This is a genomic window from Psychrobacter sp. Sarcosine-3u-12 (genome assembly GCF_002836005.1).
GTDB lineage: Bacteria > Pseudomonadota > Gammaproteobacteria > Pseudomonadales > Moraxellaceae > Psychrobacter > Psychrobacter okhotskensis.
In genome coordinates this window covers 1-16,108 of record NZ_PJBY01000082.1, presented here as the reverse complement: position 1 = coordinate 16,108, position 16,108 = coordinate 1, and the positions used below count along the sequence as shown (strand labels likewise).

At 41.1% G+C, this 16,108-nt stretch carries 16 protein-coding genes; 11 read left to right on the top strand and 5 right to left on the bottom strand.

Translation table 11 applies throughout. The annotated features are described in order from the left end of the window. The first annotated feature begins 30 nt into the window (after positions 1-30). The gene (locus CXF65_RS05005; protein ID WP_025652654.1) at positions 31-255 is read left to right on the top strand and encodes a helix-turn-helix domain-containing protein; all 225 of its coding nucleotides are present in this window, start codon (positions 31-33) and stop codon (positions 253-255) included. Positions 256-411: 156 nt separating this feature from the next. Then, positions 412-687, top strand: coding sequence for a hypothetical protein (locus CXF65_RS05000; protein ID WP_025652653.1), 276 nt, complete (start codon positions 412-414; stop codon positions 685-687). A 188-nt stretch (positions 688-875) separates the two neighbouring features. Here CXF65_RS05000 and CXF65_RS04995 read toward each other — a convergent pair whose 3' ends face one another. Beyond that, positions 876-1,832 carry a hypothetical protein gene (locus CXF65_RS04995; RefSeq protein WP_025652652.1) on the bottom strand — a complete coding sequence of 319 codons (957 nt, stop codon included), beginning with the start codon at positions 1,830-1,832 and terminating at the stop codon, positions 876-878. A 25-nt stretch (positions 1,833-1,857) separates the two neighbouring features. After that, on the bottom strand, positions 1,858-4,506 hold the full coding sequence (locus CXF65_RS04990; protein WP_101211257.1) for a MobA/MobL family protein: 2,649 nt from the start codon (positions 4,504-4,506) through the stop codon (positions 1,858-1,860). A gap of 261 nt (positions 4,507-4,767) precedes the next feature. On the opposite strand from CXF65_RS04990, the gene CXF65_RS04985 reads away from it, so the two are divergent. From CXF65_RS04985 to CXF65_RS04965, 6 genes are all read left to right on the top strand, one after another. After that, entirely contained in the window at positions 4,768-5,109 is a 342-nt protein-coding gene (locus CXF65_RS04985) for a hypothetical protein (RefSeq protein ID WP_025652650.1), read from the top strand. 198 nt (positions 5,110-5,307) lie between these two features. After that, positions 5,308-5,478, top strand: coding sequence for a hypothetical protein (locus CXF65_RS14915; protein WP_156410067.1), 171 nt, complete (start codon positions 5,308-5,310; stop codon positions 5,476-5,478). Between the two features lie 326 nt (positions 5,479-5,804). Next, positions 5,805-6,761, top strand: coding sequence for a replication initiation protein (locus CXF65_RS04980; RefSeq protein ID WP_025652649.1), 957 nt, complete (start codon positions 5,805-5,807; stop codon positions 6,759-6,761). Positions 6,762-6,841: 80 nt separating this feature from the next. After that, positions 6,842-7,075, top strand: a complete 234-nt coding sequence (locus tag CXF65_RS04975) for a type II toxin-antitoxin system RelB/DinJ family antitoxin (protein WP_025652648.1) — start codon at positions 6,842-6,844, stop codon at positions 7,073-7,075. Positions 7,076-7,167: 92 nt separating this feature from the next. Beyond that, positions 7,168-7,458 (top strand): type II toxin-antitoxin system Phd/YefM family antitoxin, encoded by a 291-nt coding sequence (locus CXF65_RS04970; RefSeq protein WP_025652647.1) that lies wholly within the window; start codon positions 7,168-7,170, stop codon positions 7,456-7,458. After that, positions 7,455-7,709, top strand: coding sequence for a Txe/YoeB family addiction module toxin (locus tag CXF65_RS04965; RefSeq protein ID WP_025652646.1), 255 nt, complete (start codon positions 7,455-7,457; stop codon positions 7,707-7,709). Before CXF65_RS04970 ends, CXF65_RS04965 begins: the two co-directional genes overlap by 4 nt. A 260-nt stretch (positions 7,710-7,969) precedes the next feature. Here CXF65_RS04965 and CXF65_RS04960 read toward each other — a convergent pair whose 3' ends face one another. Beyond that, the gene (locus tag CXF65_RS04960) at positions 7,970-9,046 is read right to left on the bottom strand and encodes an RNA-guided endonuclease InsQ/TnpB family protein (protein WP_101211256.1); all 1,077 of its coding nucleotides are present in this window, start codon (positions 9,044-9,046) and stop codon (positions 7,970-7,972) included. 523 nt (positions 9,047-9,569) lie between these two features. Here CXF65_RS04960 and CXF65_RS04955 point away from each other — a divergent pair. Beyond that, positions 9,570-10,538, top strand: coding sequence for a DNA-binding protein (locus tag CXF65_RS04955; RefSeq protein WP_025652670.1), 969 nt, complete (start codon positions 9,570-9,572; stop codon positions 10,536-10,538). A 1,158-nt stretch (positions 10,539-11,696) separates the two neighbouring features. Here CXF65_RS04955 and CXF65_RS04950 read toward each other — a convergent pair. After that, positions 11,697-12,086: a DUF6122 family protein gene (locus CXF65_RS04950; RefSeq protein ID WP_025652669.1), complete on the bottom strand. Its 390-nt coding sequence runs from the start codon at positions 12,084-12,086 to the stop codon at positions 11,697-11,699. 240 nt (positions 12,087-12,326) lie between these two features. Between CXF65_RS04950 and CXF65_RS04945 the strand changes: the two genes are divergently transcribed. Further along, positions 12,327-13,253: a cation diffusion facilitator family transporter gene (locus CXF65_RS04945; protein WP_101211255.1), complete on the top strand. Its 927-nt coding sequence runs from the start codon at positions 12,327-12,329 to the stop codon at positions 13,251-13,253. Positions 13,254-13,439: 186 nt separating this feature from the next. Here CXF65_RS04945 and lnt read toward each other — a convergent pair whose 3' ends face one another. After that, entirely contained in the window at positions 13,440-15,008 is a 1,569-nt protein-coding gene (lnt, locus tag CXF65_RS04940; RefSeq protein WP_101211254.1) for an apolipoprotein N-acyltransferase, read from the bottom strand. Between the two features lie 239 nt (positions 15,009-15,247). Here lnt and CXF65_RS04935 point away from each other — a divergent pair, with 239 nt between their 5' ends. Next, positions 15,248-15,892, top strand: a complete 645-nt coding sequence (locus CXF65_RS04935) for a DUF411 domain-containing protein (RefSeq protein WP_101204321.1) — start codon at positions 15,248-15,250, stop codon at positions 15,890-15,892. Positions 15,893-16,108: the final 216 nt, after the last annotated feature.

Below are 16,108 nucleotides of genomic sequence, written 5' to 3'. Positions count from 1 at the left end.
AAACCACCAATCGTTAATGAGGAAACCACTATGGTGAAGTGTCACTTATCGACCATCATGGGCGAAAGACGCCTTAAAATTGCCGATGTCGCAAGGGATACTGGCATCAATCGTGGCACCATTACTCGCATGTATCATGAAGAAGCCACCCGAGTTGATCTAGATGTCATCGAGTCTTTATGCACGTATCTTAGAATCAATGTTGGTGATTTATATGAAATCATAAATGAGGACAGCAGTGAGTCGCCTGAGTGAACACCTTCGCTCATAAGACATTATCACCTTTAAAAGTATAAAAAGACCTACAGAAGGTTATTTTCTCTTGCGATAGATTAAAATATAGGTATAATTTGACCTGTAGTAAGTCATTTTATCCATTATTTATACACAATAATCTGCAGGAGAATACTAATGAATAACAATCTATCGCGGCTCAACAGCTGCGCTTGGTTTAGTGAACAGACTAAAAATTTAGCCTCTAAGCTGTTATTCAGCTTACAAGTACAGCAAGGCGTACAACTGGCATCATTACTTGGTGTTGACGCTATTCTTTATAATGATGAAGCGATTTATGTCTGGGTGCAACGACAGCTGGATGATGGTCTTATCGTTGACGACTACACTTTAAGCATCCTTGAAACTGCTTTTATAGAGTTGGTCACAGCTTACACTGACCAAGCAGCCTAGTCACTTTAGCTTATATTTACAGACTTCTTGTTTAACAAGAAACAATAACCCTTAAAGCCAGATAAAGTGTCATTATCTGGCTTTTTAATATAGACAAAGATAACGACAATCAAACAAGCCTTTTTTCAGTCTTATATGTTTCAGAAGACGCACTTTTGGGCAATATAGCTCACTATTGCCATACGTCTTTACTCAGTCGGCTTTGCACGCGGCACCCCAGCTATTTTATAATAAACAAAGCCTCTCTCATCTCTCAAAACACTCTTACTGTCTGCTCTAACGCACCAGCTGATTGCATCAGGCTGCTCTTTATTAACATCACAAGCCAAAATAAACTGCGCACTTTGAGCATTATTAAAGGCCTGTTTCCAACCCGTTTCAAGCTCATCGATGCCGCGCTGTAGCTCTGCTTGCTGGTATTTCATCTCTGCAATCTCATCAAAGCTTGGCACATACCAAAATACCAGAGCCACCAAACTTATTATCACAGCCATCGTACCCGCTGCGACAGCGGCTGCAATCCTTTTAATACTCATAGTCTCAATGGACTTATGAATTTTGTCCAAGTCTTTACTAGCTCTACCCTCGACCTGCTCAATCCGCGTTTTGGTGGTGGTCTCAAAGGTCTCAATATCTTCAATAATCTGCTTATGACCAGCTTGGTACTGATTGGTGAATAGGGCTAGATTGTCAGCGCTTGCGCTAAGTTTATCAGCAACTCCTTGCATGGTACTGATTTGTACCTCTATGCTATCGTTTTTAGCAGTGACGACCGACTCTACAGCCGTATCAATCTGCTGTTTCATATCGGTGATGATGCCCGCTATTTTGTCATCATAACGACGCGGCATCTCATTGTCAGTGAAAGCCGTCACTGCTGCTTGAAGCTGCTTTAACACGAGTTCTTGATACTGGCTCAATGCCTGCGAAGTCGTGCTTGCGCTACTACCTAATTCTTCAATGGCAGAAGACACCTCATTCACCTTGCTATCAATACCGCTAAGCGAACGCTCAAGCCGCCTCGCTACCGCATCATCGGCTCGCTTAATCAGCTCACGCAAGGCCCCAATGACCGGAGTCAATGAAGTCACTAGGTTAACAAGTTGATCGTGTATGTCTTGCTCATTGCTATTGTCTTTATTCATGGGGTACTCATTATTATAATGCCGCCTAAAATGGGCGTGGTGAGGAGTAGCGGCGTGTTTGTGCTTGTTCATGCGCTTGGATGGCGTTCTTCGTTTTTTGCAGGTGATCTGTCACAGTTTGTGTGAGCGTTGCCCCATCTATGGTGATAGCAGGAACGTGCTCAAAGCGCTCATTGATCTGGGTTAATACCTCGACCTTATCTTGATTGTCAGGCAAGCGCTCAAGCTGTTGCCATAGCGTCGTTGCTGCCTTCTGCACCTGCGTTGCAATTTTTTTGGCATCGGTGTCTCGTAAACTTTTTTGTAGTGTCGTAAAGCTGTCAGTGTGTTTTAGAGTAGTGAATATAAATGCTTGTGCGGCAACCGCCTCAGCCGCGTTGATCACTTCGATCGGTGCATCAACGGCCTTAAAATCAAGGGCATCAACGCGGTCACGCACCCGTACCACTAAATTGTCAAATCGATCTCGATATGCTTTGGTCTCATTGATTCGCTGACGCTTAAGAGATGCCTGCTGCCGTCTCTGTTGTAAAGCTACTCGCCGCCTGGTTAAAGCCTCCTCTCGTGCGCGCTCAGCCTCTTCCTTAAGCTTTGCTTGCTCATGTGCTTTATTGAGCTGGTGGTGAAGCACCATCGTACGGTTGCGCCAGTCATCAAGCCGATCTGCGTTCAATTGAGTGGTCTTGGTACGGGTAATCTCATCGTATAGGTCATCATCTTGCACAATCACAGCTTCACTTTGATCCAGTAAGGCGATACGCTGCTCATAAAACGGCGACAGGCGCTGATAGGTTTTTTGACTGGTATTAATTTGCTGCTTTAACTGTTTGATGTCGTTATCATTGGCAGTCTTAAACGCTTTAACATCAGCGGTCAATGCCGTTAAACGAGTGTAAGCATCCGCGTCTACCTCTACTGCTTTTAACGTACTGAGCGCCTCACGCTCTTTTTGAAGATATTTAAAGCGCTCAACATCCAGATCTGCAAATGCGGCAAACTTATGATAAGTGTCCATGTTATTGGTGACGTCTATCTCTTGTAGATCCGCAAACGCTTGATCCCACTGTAAGGATAAGTCGGATTTTTCAATATCAATCTCATCAAGAGCTTTAAAGCCAGTCGCCAGTTTATTCAGCTTTGCGGCAAAGGGTTTTAGCGTGGCCTTCAACCCTTTGTAGTCCGCAATGACTTCATTATTAAGCGGGATCAGCTTTTTTAAAACCGTTTTATTGTTCAGCACCGTTTTATCAATCTGTGACAGCTGCTCTTCAAGACGGCTAACAGCGCGGCCTGTTTGTAGGGTATCATCTTGTCTAAACTCCTCAACCAACGCTAAAGCCGCCTTTAGTGCCTCACTTTGCTCTTTTGTGCTTATCTGCCTGGCAAGCTCAATCATTTTTTGGCGGGGGTCACTAAAATCCTGTCCCACCTCCTCGGTGAACCGCTGGGTACTCTTAATGTTTTTATCAATAGTAATAATCTGTTTAGACTGGTGCGCTAACTCTTCATGCAGCGCATCAATGGTTGAAAATAAGGCGCTGCGTACCATCTTTTTTTGACTCACAAAGTCGGCTGAGATTGCTAAAAGCTCATCAAGTGCGTGATCATTGGCCGCATCACTATGCGTCTGACTGTTACTTTTAGGGATAGCGGGTTCAAGTTCAACGGCAGGATCTACAAATCGGATATTACTGAGCTCAATTCGCGCAAAGGGTTTACGCTTTTTATAATGTATTGTGACGCCGTTAACCTCTTGTTCATTGCTTTCTAGGTCAATACGTCCCTTGTCGTCGTACTCAATTACTAAACCATTTTTTTCAATGTAAGCATTGATCTCATCAATCGTCTCGTTGTATTCGTGAATCACTGAACGATTGCCTTTGAGAATATCCTTATATAGTGATTTACCCAGTTTCATTTTTGGCAAACGATTGATGCCCAGCTCACGGTAGGATTTCTCACTAATGGTTTTATTCTTAGGCAGTAGCTCATTGGCCATATCCGCCCAAAGGGTGCGTTGATATTTAAGCTCATCGCCGCGTCCGTTTAACCCCTTAGATAACCGCTCCTCCGTTGACCACTGCAACCAATTCTTGCGTGCTGATAAAGCATAACCCTCAACATCCGCTACTATCTCACGGCTTGAGAGTAAAATATGGGCATGAAAGTTACGACTGGTCAGCTCAACCACTTCAACCTCCCCCACATGTTTCTCGTGACTGTGGGGCCGATGAATGGCCACATCGACAAGCACGTTATAGCGATCAGATAAGGTTTGAGCGTAGCGCTCGGCCAGAACTATACGCTGATCCGCGGTGATCCCATCAGGAAACATCACGTCAATCTCAGTACCCAATTGCGCGTTTTTACGAGTCTCAATGCGTTCGATATCATTCCAAAAACCCTCACGTGTCACTGCTAGATCCCCAGCAAGAGTTGGCGTTATCAACGCCGTATGCATCACATTTTTCTCAATAACTTGCGTGTATTTAGTACCATCACTGTCCACTAAATTTAAGATTTTGTCTTTAGCTTTACTGGTGTAATCGTGGACGACTCCTGACTGCTCATCAACCAGTTTTGAGCCAGAATTATAAGCCGACTTTGCCACCACGCTATGATTTTTCGCCTTACTAACGGCGCTAACTGACAGGTGAAACCCTTTATTATTCATAGCAAAAAAACCCAATATTGAGAGATGATTTTTTGGGGGTTGTAGGGGGTTCGCCCCCTGCCGAACGACGGAGTTTATGTAAAAAATAGTACCCCTTGTGGGTCTTTTTTACATAAACTCCTAAGTTCGCTCTTAACAGAGGGTTAAAATACTACTGCGCCCACGAAACGATGTGGTCTTGTGTATTTTACTACCTTGCATACCTATGTATGTACTGCTAGGATCAACTCTATCATAGTTGGCTAAAAAAAGGATGAGGTAATGTCAGTAATATCAGATGATTTATTCGCAAATAAGATTAAGCAATTACAGGCTCTTAAAAAAGAGATTGATCAGGACAGGCTTGAAGCACATAAAATATTGGGGGAGTGGTTGGCCAACGCATTAGACGATGATGATAATCATGAACTGCAAGCTATTTTTTTAGACGCACACGATAATGAAAAATATGCTCGTTTGAAAAAGCACCGTGAATTTTTGAAAGCAATTGCCAATAAAATACAAAGTAAAGCTGAGGTGGTACCAAGCAGCTTTACACCACCTAAAAACAGTCAGGACAGTGACCACGGTTCATTGCTTGATATTTATTCATCATCACAGTAGCTACTCGAAATCGCCTAATTGAAGGTACAGCTGGATCGTCTACTAATTAGCGAAAGGTTAGGAGACGGTTATCGGCTGTTTTAAGCGTTTTAGAATAGCTTTAGCTACCATCGTATCGGACAGAGCGTAAAACGTATATAAGAGTGGTTTCTAGGCTTTTTAGCAACGGTTTGATAAGTGTTTACAGATGTGTCGATAATGGCTACTGAAAATGAAGACAAACTATCTACAAAAAATGAGACTGATATTGAGAATGTGAAAACAGGGTTGTCCAGAATGACAGATGAAGATATTCAAAATATCTTTGACCATGCTTTTGAAGATTTTCAAAGATCCAAGCTTGATCCGAACTATGTGAACGAGGATTAACATCAAGTAAATGGACAATTGCATTCTGAGCTACTGATAAGTTTTATAAGTGATTGGTCGATCAAATTATCATCTTAAATCCGTCGGTTTTTTGGTTTTTTTCCTATTATTTAATATAAAAACATATTTTTTACTTTTAAAGACTTTTAAAGACTTTTAGGACGCTCTCAGACCTTACCAATTAAGGGCTTCAAGATCTATAAAGCTACAATCAGCTAGGTTAATGCTACAATCAGCTAGGTTAATGCTACAATCAGCTAGGTTAAAAGCTACAATCAGCAGGTATTATGCTACAATTAGATAGATTTGAGCATTAAGGCGTAGATATGACTAACCAAGTTGGTTTATATGAGAAGAAATACCCTGCAAATTGGGTTGTTATGCAAAATCGTATTCTACAAGCGTTTTATGAAATGACACTTGATGAAAAACGGTTGCTGTTGCTTGCTAGTTCAGTAGTGCGTTTGATAGATGCCACTGAAAAAGACACTATAGAGATAACCGCGAAAGCATTTGCAGAGGCTTGCAACATTCAAGTGGATTCTGCTTATACTCAATTAAAAGATGCTAGTGAAACGATGATGAGGCGATTTTTTAGCTATAGAAATGAACGCGGTAGCCGTGTCAATGTACAGTGGGTCATCAGATCAATATATGAAGATGGCTATGTGTCTCTATGTTTTACAGATGAAGTGCTACTGATGTTGAAGGTTTTTGATGAAAATAATCCATTCACTAAATATAAAAAAGAAGATGTACTTAAACTGAAGGGTGAATATTCAATAGATATATACCATCTGGCCAAAAAACATGAGGCAATGAGCTCGTGGACAATGTCACTTGAAGAAATTAGAGAGGAGCTAGCTCTTTCTAAATCTTACGAACGTATTAACAACCTAAAAAGTCGAGTCATCAACCCAAGCGTTGAAGAAATAACAGAAAAGTCAGATATTAAAATCACCTATGAAAACGTTAAACGTGGTCGTACCGTCACAGGACTAAAATTTAATGTCAAAGCTAAGCCCACCAAGAAAAAAAGTCTGGAGGACTTAAATCAGAATAATGAGAATAGAGATATACCATCCTTAACCGTCAAACAGATCGACCGTTTTGCGCCTCTATTGGCTAACTATGCCCCATTTGGTAGCTATGCGCCTTCAGGAAAAAGTACCCAAGAAGTGATCAGCTGGTTACACACTCAATTAAGAGATGAAGCTTTTTTAAAGACCCACAAAAAGCACTTACTGGCGATAGGCTATACGTTCCCTAAGCAGAAATCATAATATGAAAAAAGCATGCTTAGTAGTTTTGGCATTACAAATGGTTTATATTGTACGTACATATATAAGCCATTTGTAATGCCATGACGACAACCAATTATAATATCAGGCTCGATCAAGAGCTCAAGGATAGCGCCTTTGCCGTGTTTGAAAGCTATGGATTAACGCCGTCTCAAGCAATCAAATTGTTCTTAACTCAAGTGGCGCAAACCAATACCGTGCCGTTATCCTTTGATTATCAAAAACCCTCTAATCTTAATACGCCGCCACAAACTTCTGCGGGTGATTACGGATTGAGCGGCCAGCGCCATAAATAAATCAGTGTAAAATATCTGTACAGATATAAGTACAGATATGGTATATAATATCAGTCATACAAATAAAGATGACCAAACACGGAGTAATCGTTATGGATGTTGTGAACTACACTGATTTTAGAAAGGGCCTAGCCAAATATATCGATAAGGTAGATACCGACAAATCGCCGATCGTGATTACTAGACAAAACGCCAAACCTGCGGTACTCATGAGTTTAGAAGAGTTTAATTCATATGAGGAAACGCTTCATCTGCTAAAAAGCCCCACTAATGCCAAGCGCCTCAGACGCTCTATAGCCGATGCTAAGGCGGGTCGTTTAATCGAGCATGACATCAATACGGATGACGCATTATTGACTTGTGATGATGAGGTGGACGCTTGATCTTATCTTGGACACAGGATGCGTGGGAGGACTACGAATACTGGCAAAAAACCAGCAAAGAGAAGGTCAAGCAAATAAGTAAGCTGATTAAAGCCATCAAACGTGACCCATTTGAGGGTATTGGTAAACCTGAACCACTCAAACACGATCTGGCAGGCTATTGGTCGCGTCGCATTGATCAAGAGCATAGACTGGTTTATGAGGTTCAAGATGATGCCATTATCATCGTTCAGTGCCGATATCATTATTAAGTAAACAGTGTTAGTTCACAAAAGTGCTTGATCCTAAGAATCAGGCACTTTTTTATTTTCCATTCTGGCTATGTGTCCTAAAACGAACGAGAAAGCTCTGTAGAGACGTCTAAATATATTGGTTAGTATTTCGACCTAAACATTCGATAACAAACCTTATGTGGTCATACGACGCCATATAATTGCTAATAATGACTATACCTCTGATCACGTTACCACAGATTGACTTCCTCCCCGACCTAAAGGAACGGGGATTCCTACTAAAGACGGCCAAGCCCGACCGCGAGAATGTTTTTTGCTCCATTAACATCTCTGTTATGGGTCGTTTTACAAGAACGACAAAACCATGCTCTTATACCAAGACCTTCTCTACCTTTCGGACTGTCTTGGCGAGAGCCGCAACACGAGCAGGTTTGGGTGGTGTACGCTTCATTGACTTCGATATAGTGGCAACCTGCGTTCGCGCATTTATAATCCAGTTGCCGCTTAATCTCAAACCAACCAGCATCATAGACGGATTTGGCCAGTTTGGATGAAGTGAATGAGTTTGATTTGATTTTACCAACAACGATTAAGCTGTTGGCTTTGACAAGCTTTGATGTGAATTTATGAATCAGATCTTGGCGGGTGTTTTTAATCTTGGCATGAATGACCTTAACCCGTTTTTTGTTTTTGGCACGTTGAGCGATGGCCAGTTTTTCTGCGTATTGATGGGTGACTTTGATTTGTAGCTGATCACCCTCACTACTGACTGCGGCATCTTTACAGCCTAAATCAATACCGACTTGGCCCGTACCACAAACTGTTTTTGGAAATTCTTTGACGGTGATACAGGCGTACCAGTGACCTCGTGCATCTTGTACCAGCTCACAAGTATTGATGGTATAGAGCGAGAGGTTATAGCTATCCCACAAATCAATGATCAGCTTTTTGCCTTTAGCGAGGCTTAGCTGAATAGTAGATTTAAGGCTTTTCTTGCCTGACTGACGGGTTGTTAGGTGCTTAATGGCGGTCTTTTTAAACGGAATCCAGCCCAAGCTTCTTCTCTTGGCTTTTGGGTTATTGGTACGCCAGTTGAGTTTGGCTTTTTTAAACTGTTTACGGGATTTAGCGTGAACCTCACTGATCGCTTGCAAGGTTTGACTGTGCAGATTCAGGTATTCACCCGCCCCTTTAGTATAAGCGGCCAAGTCATAGGCTGAAAAGAATTTGCCCGTGCGCTGTAAATGTTTAAAACTTAGCTCATTGACGTAGTTCCAGACAAAGTTGACTGCCCCAGCTAAGATATTGAGCTGAGTGGCGTGTTTGTCTTTGATGCGTAGTTTGAGCGTTTTCATGGAGTAATTATGATCTCAATGCAGTTGGGTATCAAGGGGTTCGCCATACTGGGCGACAACGACTGACGCCTGATATCCACGCCCTAGAAGGACGTGGTTTTACGGCGTTAGATGATAAAATAGACGAATTACCGCCACTAACTGCTAAGCAGCAAGCAGACTCAGAGCATCTAGCCACGCTTAGCGATGACGACATTGATTTATCGGACATTCCAGAAGTCACCGACTGGTCAGGCGCGATCCGTGGCAGTATCAAATCTCAAGCGTTGTCTACGGAAACCAGTGTCATTAGCCCAAGTATCCTTGCCAAATTCAAGGACAGAGCTAAGCAAACAGGCGGTAACTATCAAGACATGATCAACGATGCCCTAGAAGAATACCTAACCGATCACTAGGCATTAAATAACAAGCACATGACCTCAAGATTACTTGGGGTTTTTTTACATTCTATATTGTAGTATGTTGTATATTGTAGTATATTATATACAACATACTACAATATACTATTAAGGGATACAAAATCATGGCACTCACGATACAAGATATTCATGCAGCAGCAGACCAATTACAAGAGCAAGGGGTTAAGCCGACACTGGCAGAGGTGCGTAAGGCGCTAGGCGGTGGATCATTCACGACTATCAGTGATGCTATGCAAAGCTGGAAGCGAGAACAGCAAGAAGAGCAAGAGCTACAGCAAGTAGACTTACCTAGTGGTATCACAGAACGCTTGCACACGCTTGGGGCTGATATGTGGCAGACGGCTATTGATATGGCTAATGATAGATTGTCTAAAGAGCGTGAAGCTTTAGAGGTGGTTAAGATCAAGGCACAAGCAGAGATGGACGAAGCGCAAGAAGCGGTTAAGACCTTGGAGGGGGAACAAGCGGATTTACTACAGCAACTGGACGAGGTGACCGGCACTGCGGAAACAGCAACTAAAAGCGCACAGCAAGCCACAGCTGACCATGACGCTACCAAACAGACGCTATTAGATACTAGGCATGAATTAGAGCTTGAACGCACTAAGGCTAAGACCGCGCAATCACAGCTTGCAGAGGTGAGTAATGCATTAGATAAGCAATCTATAGAGCTGACTAGCAGTCTTGGTGAGGTAGCCACGCTTAAAGCCACAGCTGATAGTGATAAGGCAGAGATTGCACGTTTAAAGATTGAACTTAAAAATACTAAGTCAGAGCTAAAGGCAGTCACCACTGAGCGGAATGATATACAAACGGCTACCGCAGAGATCAAAGGAGAGTTAAAGGCAGTCACCGCTGAACGTGACAAGCTATCAGGACTTAATAATCAGCTGACTCAAACTCAGGCTAAGCTTGAAGCCGAGCATAGCGTATTGAATAAACAATATAGCGAGCTATCAAGCCGTCATTTATCAAAGCAGGAACAAGTGACTCTGTTACAAGATCAACTTAAGAAAGCACAAGATGCTCTAATACTTATTCAAAACAAAGATAATACTTTGGATGCTGACTAAATAAAAGTATTCGAGGTTTCAGTTTAATTAGGATTTCAAGATAAAGAACAGTTATAAGTTTGGGAGGTAGTTTACCCAAGGCATAGATCTCGTTCTATTCACACTAAGCTTATGAATCAACCATGACAATATCGACTCACTGAATAAGTGACTGCTGTATAATAACTATTCTAAATTTTTCTCTGGACTCTTATAGTATATAGCCGAGTGGGCTATATACTACTTAAATTAGCCTAAGTGAATTTATGCTGATTTTGGAGCCTTGAGCAGATTTCAAGGAACACTCACCCTAAAGCGATTATGAGTAGATAAAATACTCACAATCGCTTTAGTGCATTCCTTGGATTTGATGTGATTAGTCATGCCGACTTCATCGCCCATCGCGTCATCAAGACCGTATCACTGTATCAAGCTACGGTTGTTAAGATTACGGCTGATAGCACCGCCTAGACACGCTCTTAACCGCTACTGTGCTGTCATACGCTAGCAAGGGCATAAACCCAATATACCGCTACGATATGCACGAGTAACCACTCATTGCGTTGCTCAATATGTCTAGAACCCCCTGTCGAGAGCTTACCCCTGTGTCAAACGCAGTCGTCGCCGAGGCCTGCCACCCATTTGACGGGTAACGGGTACAAAGAGAGCAGCACAAGGATGTAACGAGCGAACAAGCAGTTTTTAAAATGTATAGTGAATAAGGTTGATATGAAAGCAGTTTTTGGATAAAATGACCCTAAACGGGCATTTAATGCTGTTCAAATAACGCAGTCTGTGTGCTTATTTGTTCGTTACAGCGTGTTGACGCACACTGTAACCGTTAATTACATTAAAAACTAAATGCCTCTAGGAGTCAACTCCCAGAGGCATTTTTTTGTTTGACATATAGACTAGGTTTTTAATATCTAGTTCTGCATTAAATTGCTTAGGCTTTTTTTATCATCATTTAGCGTAAGTATTTCAATTATTTTGAAGTTAGCATTTAGTACATACTCACAAGACGTTAAATTTCCAACCATACTAGGGTGGTTTAAGTAGGAGTATAACTTGAAAATTATCTTTACCATTCCTCCACTATCCACTGTACTGATAGCTGGCTGTGCCACAAACTCTGTTTAGACTATATCCTCTGAACAAAGGAATGTAGTCACAACCGTATTAAAACTTAATAGCTCTGCCTAACCACGCTACCAACTCACGGGCAGGAGCCTGACTCAAACACTGTGGACAATTAATATAGGTCATTATACAGTCATTTAAATCAGTCAACATATGCAGTAATAACCCTAAACCAATTATCTTATAGGGCTTTGGTAAAAACAACATGCCCGCATATACTGCCATCGCATAATAAGTATGTAGCGGATGGAAATTAATACTACAACGATTGGGCGAAAAGATAGGTGTCGCTAGAAGATGATCTAAATCAACTAGCATGGTTGCTATTAGGATCAAATAAACTCGCTTATAGTCACTACGAAAAAACATATAGGCGATAATCAACGGCATGCCAAAATGTAGAAAATAATGGATAACGGTTTGACTCATCGATTTTTCCGATTCAAGATAGTTTGTAGTGGCACATCAATCTCAGATAAAACATAAGATATTTTTGTCTTTCGACTGCATGTGAAATATATACATCATACACTCACCTTCTCATTATTATACCTGTCCAAAAAATCACTGGTTGAGATGAGATATAGACTTATTACCATAATAGCTATTTAATAGACTTTATATATTTTTCTTCAAATTAAAATGCAGCAATCTAAATACGGATGAATCATGAGTAATTCAGATAACCACAGTCACCAAGCTCCAAACCCTAAAAATATGAATAAGGCTTTCTATATTGGAATTGGTCTAAATTCTGCATTCACGCTGATTGAGTTCATAGTGGGCTACTCAATCAATTCATTAGCTTTAATCGCAGACGCTAGCCATAACTTAAGTGATGTTGCCAGTTTAATAATCTCGTTAATTGGGATGAAATTAGCACAGAAAGCATCTACCACGCTTTATACTTATGGCTACAAAAAAGCTTCTATAATGGCTTCTCTTATTAACGCCATATTGTTAGTTGTAGTTGTTATAGGCATTGCATATGAGGCTTTGAGTCGGTTTGATACCATACCGGAAGTTGCAGGAAAAGTGATTATTATTACAGCCCTAATAGGTGTATTTATAAATACTGTTTCTGCTTTTGCATTCTATAAAGGTCAAAAAGACGATATTAATATTAAAGGTGCTTTCTTGCATCTGATGGTAGATGCATTGGTCTCTCTAGGTGTCGTTATCTCAGGCATTATTATTTACTATACAAGTTGGAATATCATTGATCCTTTAGTCAGCTTGATTATTTCAATCGTGATACTGTTATCGACTTGGGGTCTACTAAAAGAGAGTATCAAGCTTGCTATTGACGGAGTACCTCAAAATGTTGATCTCAGTAAAATCACTGCTATCTTAGAGAGCTATAAATTTATTCAAAACTTTCATCATCTGCACATCTGGGCCTTGAGTACCACTGAGAATGCTCTGACAGTTCATATCGTACCGAAGAGCGATGTGACATTAGAAGAGACTCTTATTATGAAAGAAAATATTAAGGAAGATTTGGCGCATCAGAATATACAACATGCAACTATTGAATTTGGTATTAAGGCAGATGACAATCAAAAATCGCGTGCATTAAATGAAAGTATCAACTAAAAGATGATAGACCGTATATAGCTATCTCTTTTTAAGTATGAGGCGCGTGCCTTATGTCGACATAATTTTTTCAATCAGTTCTTATGTGATCAATAGTTTAAAACTTTTATATTTACGTGCGTTAGGACGTTACCTAGAAAAAATAAAAAACTTACGCTGATTAAATTATTATGATTAAGTTTACTATTACCCTCGTCCTCTAAGTGTGGTTAGACCTTTGCCAAAATAGCTTAGTAGTAATAACAGAGTTATTATTATCAAGATAGGATAATTTCCCATAAGCATAAAGGGAGTGTTACCAACCCGTGCCTGTATCTCACCACGTAGTACAGTACGCTCAAACTGCGGTGCGCGTTTTACAATACGACCTTTATGGTTAATGATAGCGGTAACACCAGTATTGGTCGCTCGAATAAACCAGCGCCCGTTCTCAAGCGCGCGCATTTGTACCATTTGCAAATGTTGCAATGGTCCTGCTGAAGTGCCAAACCAGGCATCGTTAGAGACGGTCAACAAAAAGTCAGTATCGATGGCATTTTTACGCGTGGTATCTGGATAAGCTACCTCATAACAGATAGCCGTCCCTATATTGTGTTCACGCACCTTTAGCGGTGACTGCTGATCACTACCACGACTATAGCTCTTAATATCCTGACTACCGGCCAAACTTGGGAAAATATCGAGCACGCCTTCAAATGGAATATACTCTCCAAAAGGCACTAGACGCTGCTTCTTGTATAGGCCTTCCGCTTCTACACCTCGAGCAATCACGCTATTGTAAAATGGGGGATACTTATCCGTACTGGCATTGAATGCCGCTTTATCCTTATAAGGGATACCAGTTATCCATGTCGTATTGGTCGCATTGGCCATTTCTATCATTTCACTAATAAAGCCCGCAGCCTCATCCTGAAACATCGGAATAGATGATTCAGGCCACACCACCACATCACGTCCCCACTCAGTGCGCGTTAACTTCGCATAAATCTTTAGCGTTTCTACTTGATATTGCGTCAGCCACTTTATATCTTGTGAAATATTACCTTGAATCAATGACACTGACAGATCAGGTGTGCCCTTAGGTTTTGTCCATTGCGGATTGACCAGCCATAATGATGTGCTAATGGCTAATAACAGTACAGAAACGACGGCATAACTACTGCGTCGAAGCAGTAGCTCTACTAAACTTGCAGCCAATAGTATGGCAACAAAAGAGACGGCAAAAACACCAGCAACGGGTGCTAAGGACGATAACCAATACTCTTCAGTAAATGCATAACCAACAAATAGCCACGGAAAGCCTGTGAATAACCAAGTTTTTAACCATTCTTGTAGCACCCAAAGAGCAGCAAATGAAAAGGGTTGTTTGCCTACCATACGGTTAAAGACTAGTGCTAAAAATCCATGAAACAGTCCCATACCGAGACCCATCAATCCAATCATAATCAATGCGAGCCACGTTGGAGTATCGCTATAATCATGGATGGCAGTATAGAGCCAAAAGCCGCCGACGCACCATAGCCCCATACCGTAAGCTTCACCGATAATAAAAGCGCGACGACCACTCATATTTGGTACCAACAGCGCATATAAAATCGCTGGTGACACTATTGCTAGCGGCCAGAACCCATGAGGCGCTAGCGCAAATAAAAAAATAGCCCCTGCAAGCCATGCTGCTACTAGCGTAAACCATAGCGGTAATTGATTTGAGTGAGTACTCAAACGCTTTTGTAGATTAATAGTAGACAGGCGCATCGCAAATTATCCAAAATTATGAGTTTTGAATTTTTAGTCAAAATCCAAAACTCGGATAGACCTGTTAATACTACAGGCAGCATTTCAAAATGAAAACTGCTTATGATACCAGTCCGCACTGCTCAATGGATAAATTTACGTACTCCGTTTGATGGGTTATTATGCTACATTACCAAACGATATGAAGTGTTACTTGACCTTCTATAGCTCACAATATCTACAGTACATGAGAGAGCACTATGACCCCCTTAAAAATAAAATCCAGTCTTATATTCAATCGTTATCTGTCTAAGGGGTTGCGTAGTACGTTAGTATTACTTGCCGCCTCATCACTATTTGCTTGTAGCCAACCGAGTAGTGGCGTATCTGATGCAAGCACAACATCGGCATCAACTGAAGATGTAGTGACTGTTCCGAAGACAGCTGAACCAAACGTTATAAATACTCCTATGATGACATCAGTAAGTAAACCAGACCTACTAAAAAACGTCTCAGCCACTGTCTATAAAGATGCCAATTGCGGCTGCTGTAAAGAATGGATAAGTCATGCAGAAGATAATGGTCTAAGTGCAACCGCGCAAGATGTTGCGGACTTAGCCGTATTTAAAGAGCGCTACAGCGTTCCAAATGAAATGCGTTCTTGCCATACTGTAGTCACTACTGATGGTTACGTCTTTGAAGGTCATGTACCCGCTAAATATATGGCGCAGTTTTTAGAAAATCCGCCAGTACAAGCTATGGGTCTTGCCGTACCTGGCATGCCTGTTGGTAGCCCGGGTATGAAGTATCAAAATAAATTCATGCCCTATCAGGTTATGCAACTCAATAAAGACGGGACGACCCAAGTTTATGCTGATATTGAATCGGTAGAGCAGCAATTATAGTGTGTTAGCAGTTAAGAATACTTTGATTATAGTGTTAGCGTTAAAAGCGAATGAAGCAAGTATAAGACTGTTCTATTGCTTATAAAATGATTCTTCATCAAAAAATTCATTAGCTATTGCGACTTTAAAATTAAAAATAACTTTGAATTTGTAACTTTTGATGACAATGTAAGCGGATTTATCGGTTATTAACCCTTAAAATAGATAAATAATTAA